The following is a 17993-nucleotide window of genomic DNA, read 5'->3' as shown; positions in this document are numbered from 1 at the left end:
ATGTCAGCTAAATTTGATTTAGCGTTACACACAAGAACTTGACTTATCTTGGCTGACAACGTCATCTCATAATGATAAGTTCCCCTAGTGAAATAATAACTACAAAACAGGGCACTCCATGAACATAAAAAAAATCTCGCTCATCGCGCTATGCGCGGCGAGCTTAGCGCTAACAGCGTGCGGCACTGAAGAAAGCTTCGGCACCTTAGACAATAGTGGCGGTAGCGGCAGTGGCGGTGATAGCGGCGGCGGTGATAGCGGTGGCGGCGCTAGCCCATTAGCAGCATTGTGCGCTATCCCAACTTTAGGCCCAGCCATTGTTGAAGGTTCTGGCGGCACTTGTGGCGAAGGCACTGGTGGCACAGACGGCGGATTCCCTGGTGTAGAGCAACTAGCAGCTTTATGCGCTATTCCAGCTATTGGCCCAGCATTAGTAGAAGGAGCCGGTGGCACATGTGAACCAGGCGCTGGCGGCGATTCCCCAATTTCACTTGAACAGCTCTGTGCCATCCCCGGTGTTGGCCCAGCACTAGTTGGCGGCGCAGGTGGTGCATGTACTGGTGGCGGCTCCATTCCTGGCGTTGAGCAGTTAGCAGCACTTTGCGCTATCCCAACACTTGGTCCAACCCTCGTAGAAGGTGCAGGTGGAACATGCACTGGCTCTGGTGGTGGCACAGCAATTCCTGCGATCCCCGGAGCTGAGCAGCTTGCAGTACTGTGTGCTATCCCAGTCATAGGCCCAGCACTAGTTGAAGGCGCTGGCCAATCGTGTGACAGCGGTAGCGGTAGCGACTCACCCATCTCACCTGAACAGCTCTGCATAATTCCTGGTGTTGGCCCAGCATTGGTTGGTGCAGCAGGCGGTAGTTGCAGCGATGCGCCTGCAGATGGCTCAGGCTTACCTGATGCGACAGCGCTTTGCGCTATTCCAGTAATTGGACCACAGCTAGTTGCAGCAACCGGTGGCACCTGTCCAGGAGGCTCAACAGGTGGCAGCCCACTGGATAGCCTTCCCCTAGATATGTTGCCGTTAGATCAGGCAGCTCCACTATGCGCATTTCCAGCTCTTGGTCCAATAGTGCTCGGCCTGCTGGGTGTGCCCTGCGGTGCTTAGTAAGAAGTAGCGTCATAGAAACAAAGAAGCCCCTAACTTAGGGGCTTCTTTTTGCCTACAAATTTACTTCGGCAAATATACATCCAGCGCAACACGGAAGCGACGCTTAATCAGCGCATACGTGGCGCGATCTTTCTTCGCCATTTCAGTCGCCCATGCCATTGCTGTTGGCAACAAAGCCTCCGCGCTCAGAGCATGCTCAATCACGCCTTTAGCCACGGCCTCTTCACCACCCCAGGCCACACCAGTGCTCATCATTTCCCAGGCGCCTGCGCTATTTGGTAATAGGCGCACGACTTCGGTCATCAATGGAGTGAAAGGCACTTTGATATTGACTTCAGGGAAGCAGAAACGGCCACGATCAGCGCGCATAAAGCGAATATCACCCGCAGAAGCCATAATGGCGCCGCCCGCATAGGTGTGGCCATTGAGCGCGAATGCTACTGGCATGGGAAAGCGCGCAACACGCAAGAACAGTGCCTCTAAGCGCGGGGCAAAATCATTGAGAAAGTAGGGAAAGCCATGAGTCGCTAAAATTGGCTCAATATCGATGCCATTGCTAAAAAACTTAGGATCATCGGCAGTAATTACCAAGGCGGCATTGCCTTCAGTGGCTTCGATGGTGTCTAGCGCTTCATTCCACGCTGCCATCGACTCGTTATTAAAGCGGTTATCGCCATGACACAAGGTCATCAGCCAGACATCGCCTTCACGGCTTAAATTCATCCACGACATAATACGGCTCACCATCGGAAAAAACACAGCATACCCAGAGAGCTACCCGCTTGTCACAAGCTAAACGCTTCGCCATCATTGGCGCCTTAGTGCCCAGCGCCCGCCAAGACCCGAAATTATTACTATGAAACTCAATGCCCGCCATTTAATTCTCGATGTCATGCTTGCTAGCGACGCCCATGTGCTTAGTGCACGCGAAGCTATTTTAGCCTGTCGCACCTTCGATATTTCCGAAAACTCCGTGCGTGTGGCTTTGGTACGCTTATCTGCAGAAGGTCTAATTGAAGGCGCAGGCCGAGGTAGCTACCGCCTAGCCACCGCTGCGCGCGACCTTGCTGGCGACATCGCGACTTGGCGACAAGCTGAACAACGCCTACGACCATGGCAAAAAGATTGGCTGGTGGTGTTTTCCGCCGGCCTTGGCCGTAGCGATCGCACAGCCCTAAACCGCCGTGAGCGCGCCCTGCAAATGCTCGGCTTCCGCGAACTCGACAAAGGCCTGCACGTACGCCCCAATAATATCGAAAAGGATGTTGATGCCGTACGCAAACGTCTGCACAGTCTAGGCCTTGAAAGCGATGCCAGCGTTTTTAGCGCAAATGATTGGGCGCCCGCGCGTGAGAAGGAAATGCTGAAACTCTGGGATATTGAGGCGCTGACTCGGCAATATGAAAGCGTGCAAATTCAACTTCGTGCATGGATGGCGCGCGCTAGTGACTTGGACCCAGAGGTGGCCGCACGCGAATGCTTTTTGCTTGGCGGCCAAGCGATTCGCCATGTGATTTTCGATCCTTTGCTGCCTGATCCGCTGGTGAATGCCAAAGATCGCCAAGCCTTTGTACAAACCGTGCGTGAATTTGATCAGCTCGGCCATAGCATTTGGCGCAAGCTTTACGACATTAATGAATAAGCACTACCGCTCATCGCACGATAAAAACAACTTTTGTCGGACTGTCTATGCGCTATAGTCCAAGCGCCGCTGTGCATCAAGCCAGCACTCAATAATCGAGGTCTTTATGACGCCCCTATCCCCGGCCATTTGCGCCCTTCTGGGTTTTACCGCACTCACCGTTGTTTTAGCGCTTGGCTATGTTGGCTATCGCGTGACATTGGTACTGAGCTTTAAAGCCGCTGCTAATTCATGGACTCGCGGCGCTGCAAGCCATGTCGACCCCGCCATCGTGACTCGTGTTCAGCACGCGCACATGAACTGCATAGAGAACCTACCCGTATTTGCCACGGTGGTGTTTATTGCCTACGCAATGGGTCAACTAGCACTGATTGATGAGTTAGCCATGGTCTTTATCGGCCTGCGTGTGGCACAAAGCGCGGTGCATGTGATCAACACCAATGCCACCATGGTCTTTATCCGTGGCAATCTCTGGCTCGCACAAATGAGCATCATCGTGTTCTGGCTGTGGCAGCTCTACGCCGCTCACTGATCATGATAAGCGCTGCTGAGAGATTAGTAGCGCTGCTTTTATTAAGGCGTAAAAAAGCCCGGCTAGCCGGGCTTTTTATTTTTGGTAGCTGAAGCTTACGCTGTCAGTTCCAAAATTTGCTTGAACAGATTTTTCTGCTCTTCGCTTGGACGTGCAGATTGCAGAGTCATGAGCTTGCTCATGTCGCCCTCTACTTTGATCTGACCAGTCATGAAGCCTTGCATGCCAGCAGCAGCATCACCTTCTAAGAAGATTTTGCGCAGCAAGTCAGCAGGCAGGATCAATTTGGTGCCAGCGCTGGCATTGTGGCCACGCTCAAACTTGCCGCCATTCAGTGCTAGGTCTACGGAGCCATCTGGCGCGCCATTTACCGTTACGTTCATCACCATGCCTGCAACAGCGGCAGGAATATTCAAATCGCCAGCAGCAGCGGTCAATGCGTCTACTTTGTCGAACCATTCTTGTGACAGGAAAGCGGCCATCGTTGCAATCTCCTAAAGCGACTCAGCGCTATAAATTCAGGGTTAATATCGGAAAACAAAACCGAAGGCTGAAACTACACGATGGCTTCGCAGCGCGCAACAGCGCACTGCGAAGCCATCACTTGATAGGCAAAACCTAGAGGTCGTAACCACGCTCATCATGCAGCGCCAAATCCAAACCTGTCCGCTCTTGCTCACTGCTGACGCGTAAGCCACGAGTGATTAGTCCTGTCAGCTTGAGTAAGCCCCAAGTAACCACAGCGGTATAAATAATCGTAACCCCAACACCAAGTGCCTGTACTCCGAACTGGCTCGCAATACTGTCATTGGCGCCCGAAAAACCTTGGCCTGAAAAAATGCCCAAGTTCGGACTGGCAAGCACGCCGACCAACAGCGTACCCAAAATACCGCCAATGCCGTGCACAGGGAAAACATCAAGCGAATCATCAATTTCCCAGCGGCGTTTAACAATTTGAGTCATGTTAAAACAGACCAAACCAGCCAATAGACCAATAAGCAACGCCCCCATCGGCCCAACATTTCCAGACGCTGGAGTGATAGTCCCAAGGCCTGCCACCATACCGGTGACAATTCCCAGCATTGAAGGTTTGCCGAAGCGCTTCCACTCACAGGCCATCCACATCAGTGCGCCGGCCGAGGCCGAAATATGTGTCACCAATAAGGCCATGCCTGCCGAACCATTGGCAGCGAGTGCAGAACCGGCGTTAAAACCAAACCAGCCGACCCAGAGCATACCTGCACCTGTTACGGACATAGTCAGGTTATGCGGTGGCATAGCATGCTTTGGAAAGCCGTTACGCGGCCCAATCACCAGAGCAGCAACTAAAGCCGCAACACCGGCCGTGATGTGCACGGTGATACCACCGGCGAAATCGATCACACCGAGCTGACTTAAAAAGCCGCCACCCCAGACCCAATGCGCCACCGGTACATAGACAGCAGCAGTCCATAGCATCGAAAAGATCAGCATCGCCGAGAACTTCATACGCTCGGCAAACGCACCGATGATGAGTGCTGGAGTGATGATGGCGAAGGTCATCTGGAAGGCGACAAACAGTATTTCAGGGATGTCACCTTGCATGGAGTCGGTGCTAATGCCCTGAAAAAAGGCTTTCGATAGATCACCAATGACTGGCTGAAGGCTGCCACCATCGCCAAAAGTCAGGGAATACAAGCCAAACAACCATAAAATGCTCACACCACCGGCAATAGCAAAGCACGCCATGAGGACTGAAAGCACATTCTTGGTACGAACCAAGCCGCCATAGAATAAGGCCAAGCCCGGGAGGGTCATGAATAGCACTAAGGCCGTGGCGGTTAAAATCCAGGCTGTATTACCGGAACTGAGCGCGGCATCGGCCGCGAACACTGGGCTGGCGCAAGCGACAGCAGATAGGCCTACGGCCAGTTTGCGAAAATACACAATGCTCTCCTCAAAACACTGAGCCTTAAATGGCGTCGTCGTTGGTTTCACCTGTGCGAATGCGCACAACATGCTCTAAATTGCTAACAAAGATTTTGCCATCGCCAATTTTTCCAGTTCCAGCAGCTTGCGTAATAACTTCAATCACGCTGTCGACCTGCTCATCACTGACGGCTAAATCAAGACGAACCTTAGGAACAAAATCGACCACATACTCGGCACCACGATACAATTCGGTATGGCCTTTCTGACGACCAAAGCCTTTAACTTCGGTGACGGTAAGACCAGTAATGCCAACGCCAGACAATGCTTCGCGTACATCATCGAGTTTGAACGGCTTAATCACGGCAGAGATCATTTTCATAAGTGAGTCCTTGAGGTTGCAATGAGGTTAGGTAGGAAGAGCATCATTAAACTCGTGAGATAGCATACCCAGAGTTAGTGATTTCTCCCATAACCTATTTTCAATGAGGTCTCTTAGGCCATCGTCAAAAACCCACCAAAACATGCAAATTAAACGCACATTTGTGTTGATGAGTTGTAAATAAAAGCAAAAAAAGGCCAATTAGCTGCATTTTGTCGGTGCACCAAAACGCTATTGGCACTAAAATGCGCCCGTCTAAATATACCCATTGATGTTGAAAGGTTATTTAGCAGCATGTCCGACACTTGCCGAGTTGCCCAGAAGCCCCTGCGCTTGCATGCTTAGTGCGCAACCGCTGACGTGTTCGTCTGACGTTCTAATCTGTTAAACAGGAAGCAGCTATGTCCCACGCACAGACAGTCGCCCATCCGCAATACCATATGAAGGTAGTTAGGCAGCTCGCCATCATGACTATTTTCTGGGGCATTATTGGTATGAGTGTTGGGGTGATCATCGCCTCACAACTCGCTTGGCCGGCTTTAAACTTCGATACCGCTTGGTTCTCATTCGGTCGCCTACGCCCATTGCACACCAACTTGGTGATCTTTGCTTTTGGTGGCACGGCATTGATGGCAACGTCATTGTACGTAGTACAGCGCACCTGTATGGCGCCGCTATATTTGCCGCGACTCGCAAGCTTTGTCATGTGGGGCTGGCAGCTCGTCATCATTTTGATATTCATCACGCTACCCATGGGCCTGACCTCAACGAAGGAGTATGCCGAGGCTGAATGGCCTATCGACATTCTCATTACGGTGGTCTGGATTGCCTATGCCGTGGTGTTCTTCGGCACCATCGTGAAGCGCCAAACCTCGCACATCTATGTGGCTAACTGGTTCTATGGTGCTTTTATTATCACCATCGCGTTACTACACGTCGTTAACTCGATGGCAATCCCTATCTCAGCCTTCAAGTCATACTCCATGTATGGCGGTGCGATGGATGCGATGATTCAGTGGTGGTACGGCCATAACGCCGTAGGCTTCCTGCTCACCGCAGGCTTCCTGGGCATGATGTACTACTTCGTACCCGTGCAAGCTGGCCGTCCGGTGTACTCCTATCGCCTATCGATCGTTCACTTCTGGGCTTTGATTTCAGTCTATATGTGGGTCGGCGCGCACCATTTGCACTACTCAGCATTGCCTGACTGGACGCAATCACTGGGTATGGCGTTCTCGATCATCCTTATCGCACCAAGCTGGGGCGGCATGCTCAACGGCGTGCTCACGCTCTCTGGTGCATGGGATAAATTACGCTCCGACCCCATCATTCGCTTCCTAGTTGTTGCCTTGTCGTTCTACGCTATGGCCACCTTCGAAGGCCCAATGATGTCGATCAAAACCGTGAACTCGCTGTCACATAACACCGACTGGACCATTGGCCACGTGCACTCCGGCGCTTTGGGTTGGGTGGCGATGATCACCATCGGCTCACTCTATGTACTGATTCCACGTCTATTTGATCGTAAAGCGATGTACTCCATCCCGCTGATCAACTTGCACTTTTGGCTCGCAACCATTGGTACCGTGTTCTACATCGTTTCCATGTGGATCTCCGGTATCACACAAGGCCTGATGTGGCGCGCAGTTAACGCCGACGGCACGCTGACCTACAGCTTTATTGAAAGCGTAGTGGCCAGCCACCCAATGTATGTTGGCCGTTTGATCGGTGGTCTGCTTTTCCTCAGCGGCATGCTGATCATGGCCTACAACGTTGCCATGACCATCTATAACGATTCGCCAAAAGATCAGCCGGCCACGGCGTAAGGAGTACGATCATGGCATCTTCAAAACATGAGTTAGTTGAAACAAACGTAGGCTTATTGATTTTCTTTATTGTTATTGCCATTAGCTTCGCCACCTTGGTGGAGCTAGTTCCGCAGTTCTTTCAAAAAGAAACCACGCAGCCGGTTAGCAGCCAAGTGCCACTAAGCCCATTGGCGATGGAAGGCCGCGATGTTTATATCCGCGAAGGCTGCCACGTTTGCCATACCCAGATGGTGCGCCCTTTACGTGCAGAAACAGCACGTTACGGCCACTACTCGGTCGCTGGTGAGTCGGTCTGGGAACATCCCTTCCTGTGGGGCTCCAAGCGCACAGGCCCAGACTTGGCTCGCGTTGGCGGCCGTTATTCTGACGAATGGCACCGTGCTCACTTGAACAATCCACGCGATGTAGTACCTGAGTCCATCATGCCATCGTACCCATGGCTTGAAACCACTCAGCTCGATGGCAAGATGACCGCGAAAAAACTGGAAACATTCCGTGGTTTTGGCGTGCCTTACACCGATGAAGACATTGCTGGCGCCGCTGATGCTGTTCAAGGCCATAGCGAGCTAGATGCTGTTGTGGTGTATTTGCAGCAGCTCGGTCACGCCTTCAAAGATCGGGGGATTCGCTAATCATGGATAAAGGCACTCTGCATGGCATTGCCACTATATTGGCGATGATCGCGTTCCTCTCTATTTGCTGGTGGGCATTTAAACCGTCCAACCGCAAACGCTTTGAGGCTGATGGACAACTGGCTATCGATACCGATCCGATTCACGGTATCGATGCCAAGCAGACCCCGAAAGGAGATAAAAAATGAGTGACTTTTGGAGTGGTTACATCATCGTTCTGTCGCTAGCAAACATCATTGGTGTGAGCTGGTTGCTCCTATGGACCCGCAAAATGGATCTGTCGGACTTGGCAGAAGATGGCACAACAGGTCATGAGTACGACGGCATTAAGGAATACAACAACCCGCTACCACGCTGGTGGTTGATTTCATTTTGGCTGTCGATTGCCTTCTCCTTGGGCTATCTCGCGCTTTACCCCGGCCTTGGCAAGTTTCCAGGCCTCTTGGGCTGGACATCGCATGGTGAACACAGCCAAGACCAAGCCAACTACGACACCGAGTTTGGCCCACTGTACAAATCATTTGCCGCCACTCCGATTCCTGAGTTGGCCAAAGATGATCGTGCCATGCGCATTGCCGGCCGTATTTTCGCCAACAACTGCGCGCTCTGCCATGGCTCTAACGCCCGCGGCGGCCAAGGCTATCCCAACCTGACCGACAACGATTGGTTGTACGGCGGCGAGCCCGAGAAGCTAGTTGAGACATTGACACACGGCCGCCAAGGCGTGATGCCAGCATGGAAAGACGCCATGGGCGAACAAGGCGTGAAAGAAGTGGTTGCCTATGCCTTGTCACTGTCTGGACGTAATGTTGACAACGAACTAGCCAAAGCCGGCGAACCGCGCTTTGCTGTCTGTGCCGGTTGTCACGGTGCTGACGGTCGCGGCAACCAAGCCATTGGCGCACCTAACCTAACCGATACTATTTGGTTATACGGTGGTGCTGAGCGTCATGTGCTCGATACAGTGTATTACGGTCGCAAAAACCGTATGCCTAACTTCGATAAAACACTAGGTCCAGACCGTGTGCACTTGATGGCTGCCTACGTTTATTCACTAAGCCACAAATAGACTAGTTGTTGTGAGATCGGTGAGCTGCGGCAATATGTCGCAGCTCATCAGCAGCACCCTCGCGTATAATCTACGCCCCGCTGACCTTAGGACACCGGTGCCATGAGTAATCAGATTCCCACTCGCGACTTATCTCCAGACCCCGTGCGTGTGGTGCAACCGAAATCAGCAGACCTCTACGCCAAGCGTGAAAAAATTCATGCCCGCGCCATCACTGGTTTATTTCAAAATATTCGTCTCGTGACTCTCTATCTCACCATGGCTGTTTTCTTTCTGCTGCCATGGATTGACTGGGAAGGCCGCCAAGCGGTGCTATTCGATCTCTCCAATCGACATTTTTATATTTTCTGGTGGACCTTTTTGCCGGAAGATTTCTTCTTCCTATCTTGGCTATTCATCATTGCCGCCTTCGCACTTTTTGCTGTAACCGTGCTCGCTGGGCGCGTCTGGTGTGGCTATGCCTGCCCGCAAACGGTATGGACAAAGGTGTTTATGTGGATCGAGGAAGTCGCTGAGGGCAACCGTAACGCCCGCTTGCGCCTCGATAAAGCACCGATGAGCTTGCGTAAATTCATCAAACGCATAATCAAACACTCAGGTTGGGCTGTCGTCTCTATCGGCACCGGCATTGCCTTTATTGGCTATTTCACGCCCATGCGCGATCTCTGGGAACAATTCACCACGCTCAGCATGGATCCATGGATGCTGTTTTGGATGCTATTTTTTGCCGGCGCAACTTATCTAAACGCTGGCTGGATGCGCGAGCAAGTCTGTCTGCACATCTGCCCTTACGGCCGTTTCCAAAGCGTCATGTTTGACCGTGACACCCTGATTATTTCCTATGATAACTATCGCGGCGACCCGCGCGGCTCACGTGGCCGCCATCAAAGCAGTGAAGAGGTTGGCTTAGGCGACTGCATCGATTGCAAACTCTGCGTACAGGTCTGCCCTACTGGCATCGATATTCGCGATGGCCTGCAATTCGAATGCATCCAATGCGCAGCCTGTATTGATGCCTGCGACAGTGTCATGGATCAGATGGGTTATGCCCGTGGCTTGGTGAAATACACCACGGAAAATCTGTTAGAAAATACCGGCGATGGCAAATACCATTTCCTACGCCCGAGCTTAATCATCTACAGCTTGGCGCTGACCGTGATGATCTCGGCACTGCTCTTTGCCCTCTTCATGCGCACCCCGCTATCCATCGAGGCCATGCGTGATCGCGGCGCACTCTTTACTGAAAGCTACGATGGCGTAATCGAAAACAGCTACACGCTAAAAGTGCAGAACAAGTCGCAAAAAGACTATCAGTACCGTATTGAAGTTCGCTGTGACTCCATCCCCGTCACCATGGAAGGCGGCACAAAGTACATGACCTTGCAGGCCGGCGAACTCGCCACGGTGCCATTAACCGTAACGCTGCAAGATACCGACATGAAGGGTCGCAGTGCCGATATTGAGTTTGTGGTTACTCGTATCGATGATGAGTCCATACAGGATTCGACCGAAAGCACCTTTATGATGCCACGCCGCTAAACAGAGGATAAGTTGCATGAGTACGACCGCACAACGCCCGTGGTACCGCCAATTTTGGGTCTGGTTCATCATTGTTTTGCCATTTATCTCTATCATGGGCTCGCTGTACTTTGTCTACACAGCAGTAGTGAATAGAGACGATGTGGTGTCTGGCGACTGGTATCAAGACGGCAAGTCCATCAATGAGGATTTCGCGCGTGTAGACGTCGCGCGCGAGCTCAATATGCATGCAAATATCATCCTCGATGATATTTCTGGCGAGGTCTTGGTCAGCATGCAGGGCAACAAGGATGTGCAGTGGCCTGCTAGCCTGAAGCTGAATTTGTATCATGTGACGCAAAAAGTGCGTGATCAAACACTGAATCTGACGGCGGTATCGCCAGGCGAATATCGTGGCCAACTTGCCAAGGCACCAGTCGGGTTTTACACGCTTGATCTCAGCACCAGCGATTGGCATATGAGCAAAGACATCAATCTGCCCGCTGACGGCAATATTGATCTATCAGCGCAATAGATCGTTGATTACTCACTCATTGTGACCCTCTCCTGTTATCACTGCGGCCTGCCTAATCCCGAGCGCATTGGCCCATTTCAGGCGATTGTGCTTGGCGAAACGCGAGCGTTTTGCTGCCCCGGCTGTTTGGCTGTGGCGGAGAGCATCGAAAGTAGCGGCCTCAGTGATTATTATCTCAGTCGTGATAGCCAGCCCGGCGCGGCCTTTGCTGCCGCACCGGCAGAACTCTTGGCGCGTTTCGATCATGCCGCCGTGCAGCGCGAATTTGTTAGCCACCAAGGTGAGCTTACGATTGCCGAGCTGAGCATCGAAAACTTGAGTTGCGCGGCCTGCGCATGGCTTATCGAGCGGCGCTTATTGCAGTCCGCTGGCATTGTTGAGGCCAGCGTTAACTTCAGCAATCATCGACTGCGCGTGCGTTGGCACGACGACACCATTCAGCTAAGTCAGGTATTGGCTGAGCTTGAGCATATTGGCTATAAGGCCCGCCCATTCCAACGCGACACGCATGCCGCCGCACTGAAACAGCAGGCGCGCACTCAACTCTTTCGCGTCGCCCTCGCCGGCCTCGGCACCATGCAGGCGATGATGCTTGGCATTGGTCTGTACTTGGGCGCATTTCAGGGCATCGACACCGAATATCGCGACTACATGCGCTATATCTCAGGCCTAGTCACCATTCCTGTGTTTGCTTGGGCTGGTTGGCCGTTTTATCGCTCAGCATGGTTGGCATTGAAAGCGCGGCATTTGACCATGGATGTGCCGGTGTCGATCGCGCTCATTGGTGCATTTTTCGCGAGCTGGTACGCCACAGTCATCGGTCAAGGTGAGACTTATTTTGACTCGGTTTGTATGTTTATTTTCTTCTTACAAACTAGCCGATTTGTCGAGCTAAAAGCCCGCCAGCGCGCCGGCGAACGCGCGGCTGACTTGCTCACCATCAACCCGCGCTTGGTCAAGCGTTGGCACAGCGGACAATGGCACTCGACGCCCAGTGATGAGCTTGTAGCCGGCGAGCGCATTCTCATCGATGCCGGTGATACGGTGCCGGTGGATGCGCAGCTTGAGCAAGACATGGGCTATGTCAGCGAGGCCATGCTCACGGGTGAGCCGATGGCATTGCGCAAGCGTCAAGGCGAGATAATTTTAGCCGGCAGCATTGCTGGCGAGCAGGCTTTGATCGCAACCGTGGTGCGCAGCGGTAATGACTCTGTGTTGGCGACTTTGCATCAGTTGATGTCGCGCGCGCTTGCAGAAAAACCGGCAATTGCCCAACGCGCCGATAGCCTTGCGCATTGGTTCGTCGCTCGCGTACTGGTTTTAGCCGTCTTTGTTTATATTGGCTGGCAGTTTGTTGACCCATCACAAGCCTTCTGGGCAACACTCGCGGTGCTGGTGGCAACCTGCCCCTGCGCACTCTCATTGGCAACGCCAACGGCCTTAACCGTCGCCACGCAGCGTTTAGCCGAGCTTGGCTTTTTGGTTACGCGTGGTCATGTGCTAAGCACGCTGCCTGAAGCCACGCACATCGTATTTGATAAAACTGGCACGCTCACCGTTGGCGCACTGCAAGTTAGCGCCTGTGATTTAGTCGAGCCCAGTCTGCCACTTGAGCAAGCCTTGAGTTTTGTTGCGGCAATGGAGACTGGCGCAAGCCATCCAATAGCTCGTGCTTTATGCCGCTATGTTGCCGGGCAAGACATTGCGCTAATGACACTGAGCGGCAAAGCCGAAGCGCATGCTGGCCTCGGCATGTCAGTACTGCATGATGGCGCTTGTTATCGCATAGGCCACGCAGCTTTTGCCTTGGCTAAAGCACCACAACAAGCCGACGACACACTGGTGGTTTGGCTGAGCAAAGATCATCAGCCGCTGCTGCGCATTGCCTTAAGCGACCAGCTGCGCCCGGAAGCGGCTGAAGTCATTGCCAATTGCCGCGCTAAGGGTTTAATCACGGTTTTATTATCAGGCGATGCCTCGACGCTGCCGGCAAGCATCGGCGAAGAACTGGGCATAGACATTGTTCATGGCCAGCAAAGCCCTGAGCAAAAACAAGCGCGCATTGCCGCTTGGCAGGCCGAAGGTGCAATCGTCGTAATGGTTGGCGACGGCATTAATGATGCCGCTAGTCTCGCGCAAGCGCATTGTGGCGTGGCCATGGGCTCAGGCACAGACTGGGCACAAACCAGTGCCGATGCCGTGCTCTTGGGCGACCGACTGGCGGCATTAACGCCCGCTTTCGCTCTCGCCCAGCGCACAGCGCTTACCGTGAAACAAAATATGCGCTGGGCTGTGACCTATAACTTGGCCATCTTGCCGCCTGCCGCCTTAGGTTTTGTGCCACCGTGGGCTGCCGCCTTAGGCATGTCGCTAAGCTCATTGGTTGTGGTGTTTAATGCGCTGCGCTTACGCCGCGCCAAGCTTCACTAAAGGGTTTTTATGGAAGTTATTTATCTGTTGGTGCCACTGAGTTTGGCCTTTATCAGCATCGGTATTTATGTGTTTTTCTGGGCCATAAAAAGCGAGCAATTCGATGATATGGAAGGCCCAGCGCATCGCATTTTGATGGATGACCAAAGCCAGCGCCGCCGCGACTTAGCCGCGCAAGAGCAACGCCATGCGGAGCGTGCAGCTCAGGCTGCGAAAGCCAAGGACACTGGCAATGACTGACTTTGCTTGGCTGTTTACGGCGGCCACTATGGGTCTGCTCGGCGGCACGCATTGCGTTGGCATGTGTGGCGGCTTAAGTGGCGCCTTCACCTTTGCCCTACCTGCCGATCAACGCCAAGGCTGGCGTCTTCTGCTCTGGCAACTGGTGTTCAATAGCGGCCGCTTACTGACTTACACCTTGCTCGGTTTAACTGCCGGCTATTTGCTCGCCGATCTGCAAAACCTTGGCCCTGCGAAGCAAATCATCCGCATCATTGCTGGCGTTTTTATGATTTTGATGGGCGCCTATATGGCCGGCTGGTTTTTGGCCTTGGCGCAAATCGAACGTTTAGGCGGGCCGCTGTGGAAAGCTTTAGCACCAATACGCCAACGCATGTTTCCAGTGCGCCATCCTGGCCACGCCATCGCTGCCGGTATGATCTGGGGCCTACTGCCCTGCGGCCTTGTCTATAGCGCGATGACACTAGCCATTACCCGTGCCGATCCGAGCCAGTCAGCGCTAGTGATGTTGGCCTTTGGTCTGGGCACGCTGCCCACACTGCTGCTGACTGGCACTGCCGCCGGCCAAATCAAACGCGTATTGCAGCGACCTGGCACACGTAAAACCGCTGGCCTGTTGATTATTCTCTTCGGTCTGTGGACACTGCTCGGCACGCAGATGCACAGCAGCCATCAGCACGGTGGTCATGCGGCGGGAGCTGTGGATCACGAGATGCCAGCAATGGATCATGATATGTCGGGCATGGATCACGACATGCCTCATCACTAACAAGAAATCAGCAACGAGAAATCAGCCATGATTCTAAAATCGCTACGCCTAAGCTCACTACTATTTGGCCTAATGGCCTTCGCTAACCCCGCCCAAGCCGCCATCGGCGATTGGGTACAAGAAACCGCGCTCGGCCTAGAGCAGCATATGGCAAGCCTCGAACGCAGCAGTTATCGCGTCGATAACCATGACATCGTTGTCTTTAGCCGTCACATCGACAGCCCAGCACCGTGCATCGTGATGATTCACGGCTTCACAGCACGCGCCGCACATTGGTTCCGCATGGCAAAATCGCTGCCTAAAGATCGCTGCATCATTGCCATGGACCTGCCCGGCTTTGGCCAATCCAGCTTTCTGCCCACGGCGGCTTATGACCCTGCCACACAGGCCGATCGCGTTAGCGATTTGATCAAGGCCATGGCGCCGAAAAACCCGCAAGTCGACCTTATCGGCAACTCCATGGGCGGCGAAATTTCGGCGCAATTTGCGCTGCGCCATCCTGAGCAAACACATAGCCTTGCGCTGATGAATGCTGCTGGTGTTAGCAGCCCAACCTTAAGCACGCTGCGCAAGCAAATTGCGGCCGGTAAAAATGGCTTTTTCGCCACCACGGTTGATGGCTGGAAGCGCTTCTACGACATCACCATGATTGAGCCGCCCTTTGTGCCAGGTTTTGTCCTCGATGCTGTGGCCGCAGAAGCTATCGCTCGTGTGCCGCGCCATGAGTATATTTTTAAACAGCTAGGCGGCGTGATGGACACTGAATTGGGCAATATTCACACGCCAACGCTGATCATCTGGGGTGATCAAGACCAGCTGCTAGACGTGAGCATGGTCAGTGTTTGGCAGCGCATTGCCGGCTCCAAAGCCTATGTTTATAAAGATATTGGTCATATGCCGCAGCTCGAACGCCCCAAGCAAAGCGCAGCGCTATATCAGCGCTTTTTAGCCGGCGAGCTGAACTAAGCACTGCGAAAATGTCCGATGCCGCGCATTGCATAGGCTTTGCCCCTATCGTCAATGCCGACACCCGGCTGCTGATTTTAGGCAGCATGCCGGGGGTCGCATCGCTAGCCGCAGCTAAGTACTACGCACACCCTCGCAATGGCTTTTGGCCTATCGCGGCAGAATATCTCGCCACAGAGCACGACCTAGCCGCACTTCCTGATGATTTCGATGAGCGTTACGCGCTACTTTTGCAAGCCAACTGCGGCCTTTGGGATGTGCTTGCAAAGGCGCAACGCAAAGGCAGCCTAGATGCAAGCATCCGCAACGATAGCTTACAGATAAACGATTTTAGCCACTTATTCGACGAATTTAGCCGCATATCGCATATAGCTCTTAATGGCCAAGCCGCCAGCAAATGGTTTCATCGCTTGGTGTGGCCAACACTCTCAGCAGCGCAACAGCAACGCCTGCATTGCCATACCTTGCCATCGACCAGCCCGGCTCATGCCGCCCTGCCATTGCCGCAAAAGTCCCAGCAATGGCAGGCTGTATTTCAGCTAGCTCTGCGGCAGGCTTGAGTCTATCGGCATTAACGCTTAGCTTTAGCCAGTCCAAAATAGCTAAAGCAATACTCACTAACGACTATAAGAGAGAAGACTTATGACGCTTACTCGCACCCTGATGGCCAGCGCGCTGATACTCACCTCAACAGCCACTTTCGCCGGCAAACCTGCAGATATCGTCGTTGAAATGCACCAAGTGACCGATGCCGGCATTGCCGATAGCGTCGGAAGCATCACGCTCAGCCACAACCGCTACGGCACGGTCATCACGCCAAACTTAAAAAACCTGACGCCCGGCCAACATGGCTTCCATATGCACACCAACCCAAGCTGCGAGGCCGCTGAAAAAGACAGCAAAATGGTGCCGGGTTTGGCAGCGGGCGGTCACTTCGACCCAAAGAACAGTGGCAAACACGGCTCGCCCTGGGGTGATGGCCATTTAGGCGACCTACCCGTGCTATTTGTTGACGCCGATGGCAGCTCGACAAATCCTGTGCTGGCGCCGCGACTCAAGCTAAATGACATGCGCGACCATTCCTTGATGATGCATGTCGGCGGAGATAATCATCACGACCATCCCACAGCACTTGGTGGTGGCGGCGCGCGCATGGCCTGTGGTGTGGTTGGTGCAGCCGCGAAATAAGCAAAAATGACCATCCCTTTCTCAGCTGCCGAAGCTCAAACCTCGGCAGTGCTGGTTATTAATGCTGGCAGTTCTTCGATTAAATTTGCCCTGATCTCTTGCGACTCACCACAACCCATTGTGCGTGGTGAGATTGAGCGTTTGGGCAGCGCCGAGGCCACGCTTAATTGGCGCATTGCTGAGGATAAGCAAGCCGAACAAATCTTGGCACAAGCCTCACATGAGCAAGGCTTTGCCGCCATTGTGGCCTGCCTAGCACCTTATCAATCCATGCTGAAAGCCATCGGCCATCGTGTGGTACATGGTGGTGAAGACTTGCAAAATGCCGCGCTCATCGATACCGATTGCCTGGCCATACTCGAGACCAATAGCGGCTTAGCGCCACTGCACAACCCCGCCAATATTGCCGGCATTGAAGCTGCCATGGCGGCTTGGCCAACATTGCCGCATGTCGCCGTCTGCGACACCGCATTTCACCAAACACTGCCGGAAATGGCCTATCGCTATGCCATCCCAGATGCGCTGTATCGTGACCATGGCGTGCGCCGCTATGGCTTTCATGGCACCAGCCATCGCTACGTGAGTGAGCGCGCTGCCGAAGCCGCCGGCCTGAGCTATCAAAACAGCAGCTGGTTGGTTGCGCACTTAGGCAATGGTGTCTCCACCTGCGCTGTGCACAATGGCGAAAGCGTCGACACCAGCATGGGACTTACGCCGCTAGAAGGCACCGTCATGGGCACGCGCAGCGGCGATGTTGACCCCAATTTGCATGGCCATTTGCAGCGTAGTTTGGGCTGGAGCTTGGAGCGTATCGACACCATGCTCAACCGCGAAAGTGGCTTGCTGGGCTTGTCTGGCCTGTCCAACGATATGCGCACCTTGCTAGAAGCACGAGCCAATGGCCACGATGGCGCGCGCTTAGCCATCGCCGTATTTTGCTATCGCTTGGCGAAATCGTTGGCCGCCATGCGCTGCGCCTTACCCGCGCTCGATGGCCTGATTTTCACCGGCGGCATCGGTGAACACGCGCCAGATATTCGCCGCGAAACCATGGCGCACTTAAGCTGGCTTGGCGCCACGCTAGATGACGAGCTTAACCAGCAAACTGTTGGCGGAAAATCAGGCCGCATAAGCTCTAGCACGAACACGGCCATCTGGGTTATTCCCACTAATGAAGAGCGACAAATTGTGCTCGAAACCCTCGCCGTCTTGGCCGCTATCCACTAAATCAAAAGG

20 protein-coding genes are annotated in these 17993 nt (G+C 53.5%); 16 read left to right on the top strand and 4 right to left on the bottom strand.

The window, feature by feature from the left end; translation table 11 throughout:
• The first annotated feature begins 118 nt into the window (after positions 1–118).
• Entirely contained in the window at positions 119–1114 is a 996-nt protein-coding gene (locus AC3DKE_RS06125) for a hypothetical protein (RefSeq protein WP_487990237.1), read from the top strand.
• Positions 1115–1177: 63 nt separating this feature from the next.
• On the opposite strand, the gene AC3DKE_RS06120 is transcribed toward AC3DKE_RS06125, so the two are convergent.
• A complete protein-coding gene (locus tag AC3DKE_RS06120) occupies positions 1178–1849 on the bottom strand; it encodes an enoyl-CoA hydratase/isomerase family protein (protein WP_487990236.1) in 672 nt (223 codons plus the stop codon).
• Positions 1850–1973: 124 nt separating this feature from the next.
• On the opposite strand from AC3DKE_RS06120, the gene AC3DKE_RS06115 reads away from it, so the two are divergent.
• A complete protein-coding gene (locus AC3DKE_RS06115; protein WP_340676358.1) occupies positions 1974–2759 on the top strand; it encodes a PaaX family transcriptional regulator C-terminal domain-containing protein in 786 nt (261 codons plus the stop codon).
• Between the two features lie 106 nt (positions 2760–2865).
• Positions 2866–3291 carry an MAPEG family protein gene (locus AC3DKE_RS06110; protein ID WP_487990235.1) on the top strand — a complete coding sequence of 142 codons (426 nt, stop codon included), beginning with the start codon at positions 2866–2868 and terminating at the stop codon, positions 3289–3291.
• A 95-nt stretch (positions 3292–3386) separates the two neighbouring features.
• Here the strand turns inward: AC3DKE_RS06110 and AC3DKE_RS06105 are convergent, their stop codons facing one another.
• The 3 genes from AC3DKE_RS06105 to glnK form a co-directional block, all read right to left on the bottom strand.
• Positions 3387–3773 (bottom strand): SCP2 sterol-binding domain-containing protein, encoded by a 387-nt coding sequence (locus AC3DKE_RS06105; protein ID WP_340676356.1) that lies wholly within the window; start codon positions 3771–3773, stop codon positions 3387–3389.
• A 136-nt stretch (positions 3774–3909) separates the two neighbouring features.
• The gene (locus tag AC3DKE_RS06100) at positions 3910–5217 is read right to left on the bottom strand and encodes an ammonium transporter (protein ID WP_379068395.1); all 1308 of its coding nucleotides are present in this window, start codon (positions 5215–5217) and stop codon (positions 3910–3912) included.
• A 25-nt stretch (positions 5218–5242) separates the two neighbouring features.
• Positions 5243–5581 carry a P-II family nitrogen regulator gene (glnK, locus tag AC3DKE_RS06095; RefSeq protein WP_340676354.1) on the bottom strand — a complete coding sequence of 113 codons (339 nt, stop codon included), beginning with the start codon at positions 5579–5581 and terminating at the stop codon, positions 5243–5245.
• 440 nt (positions 5582–6021) lie between these two features.
• Here glnK and ccoN point away from each other — a divergent pair, with 440 nt between their 5' ends.
• From ccoN to AC3DKE_RS06030, 13 genes are all read left to right on the top strand, one after another.
• Positions 6022–7407, top strand: a complete 1386-nt coding sequence (gene ccoN, locus AC3DKE_RS06090) for a cytochrome-c oxidase, cbb3-type subunit I (protein WP_487990238.1) — start codon at positions 6022–6024, stop codon at positions 7405–7407.
• 11 nt (positions 7408–7418) lie between these two features.
• Positions 7419–8042, top strand: a complete 624-nt coding sequence (ccoO, locus tag AC3DKE_RS06085) for a cytochrome-c oxidase, cbb3-type subunit II (protein ID WP_340676352.1) — start codon at positions 7419–7421, stop codon at positions 8040–8042.
• A gap of 2 nt (positions 8043–8044) precedes the next feature.
• On the top strand, positions 8045–8230 hold the full coding sequence (locus tag AC3DKE_RS06080) for a cbb3-type cytochrome oxidase subunit 3 (protein WP_340676351.1): 186 nt from the start codon (positions 8045–8047) through the stop codon (positions 8228–8230).
• Positions 8227–9111 carry a cytochrome-c oxidase, cbb3-type subunit III gene (gene ccoP, locus AC3DKE_RS06075; RefSeq protein WP_379068387.1) on the top strand — a complete coding sequence of 295 codons (885 nt, stop codon included), beginning with the start codon at positions 8227–8229 and terminating at the stop codon, positions 9109–9111. The genes AC3DKE_RS06080 and ccoP overlap by 4 nt, the downstream gene beginning before the upstream one ends.
• A 102-nt stretch (positions 9112–9213) precedes the next feature.
• The gene (gene ccoG, locus AC3DKE_RS06070) at positions 9214–10650 is read left to right on the top strand and encodes a cytochrome c oxidase accessory protein CcoG (RefSeq protein ID WP_411730215.1); all 1437 of its coding nucleotides are present in this window, start codon (positions 9214–9216) and stop codon (positions 10648–10650) included.
• 16 nt (positions 10651–10666) lie between these two features.
• Positions 10667–11164, top strand: a complete 498-nt coding sequence (locus AC3DKE_RS06065; protein ID WP_379068381.1) for a FixH family protein — start codon at positions 10667–10669, stop codon at positions 11162–11164.
• 21 nt (positions 11165–11185) lie between these two features.
• Positions 11186–13594 carry a heavy metal translocating P-type ATPase gene (locus AC3DKE_RS06060; RefSeq protein WP_487990234.1) on the top strand — a complete coding sequence of 803 codons (2409 nt, stop codon included), beginning with the start codon at positions 11186–11188 and terminating at the stop codon, positions 13592–13594.
• A gap of 9 nt (positions 13595–13603) precedes the next feature.
• On the top strand, positions 13604–13834 hold the full coding sequence (gene ccoS / locus AC3DKE_RS06055; RefSeq protein ID WP_340676346.1) for a cbb3-type cytochrome oxidase assembly protein CcoS: 231 nt from the start codon (positions 13604–13606) through the stop codon (positions 13832–13834).
• Positions 13827–14603 carry a sulfite exporter TauE/SafE family protein gene (locus AC3DKE_RS06050; protein WP_487990233.1) on the top strand — a complete coding sequence of 259 codons (777 nt, stop codon included), beginning with the start codon at positions 13827–13829 and terminating at the stop codon, positions 14601–14603. Before ccoS ends, AC3DKE_RS06050 begins: the two co-directional genes overlap by 8 nt.
• Before the next feature lie 27 nt (positions 14604–14630).
• Positions 14631–15569 carry an alpha/beta fold hydrolase gene (locus tag AC3DKE_RS06045; protein ID WP_379068371.1) on the top strand — a complete coding sequence of 313 codons (939 nt, stop codon included), beginning with the start codon at positions 14631–14633 and terminating at the stop codon, positions 15567–15569.
• 11 nt (positions 15570–15580) lie between these two features.
• The gene (locus AC3DKE_RS06040; protein ID WP_487990232.1) at positions 15581–16129 is read left to right on the top strand and encodes a DNA-deoxyinosine glycosylase; all 549 of its coding nucleotides are present in this window, start codon (positions 15581–15583) and stop codon (positions 16127–16129) included.
• 82 nt (positions 16130–16211) lie between these two features.
• Positions 16212–16757, top strand: coding sequence for a superoxide dismutase [Cu-Zn] SodC (gene sodC, locus AC3DKE_RS06035; protein ID WP_379068365.1), 546 nt, complete (start codon positions 16212–16214; stop codon positions 16755–16757).
• A gap of 6 nt (positions 16758–16763) precedes the next feature.
• Positions 16764–17984, top strand: coding sequence for an acetate/propionate family kinase (locus AC3DKE_RS06030; protein ID WP_487990231.1), 1221 nt, complete (start codon positions 16764–16766; stop codon positions 17982–17984).
• Positions 17985–17993 lie beyond the last annotated feature (9 nt).

It is taken from the genome of Paraperlucidibaca sp., assembly GCF_982810325.1.
Note: the sequence above shows the minus strand (reverse complement) of the source record. Positions and strands in the feature narration are given on the sequence as shown.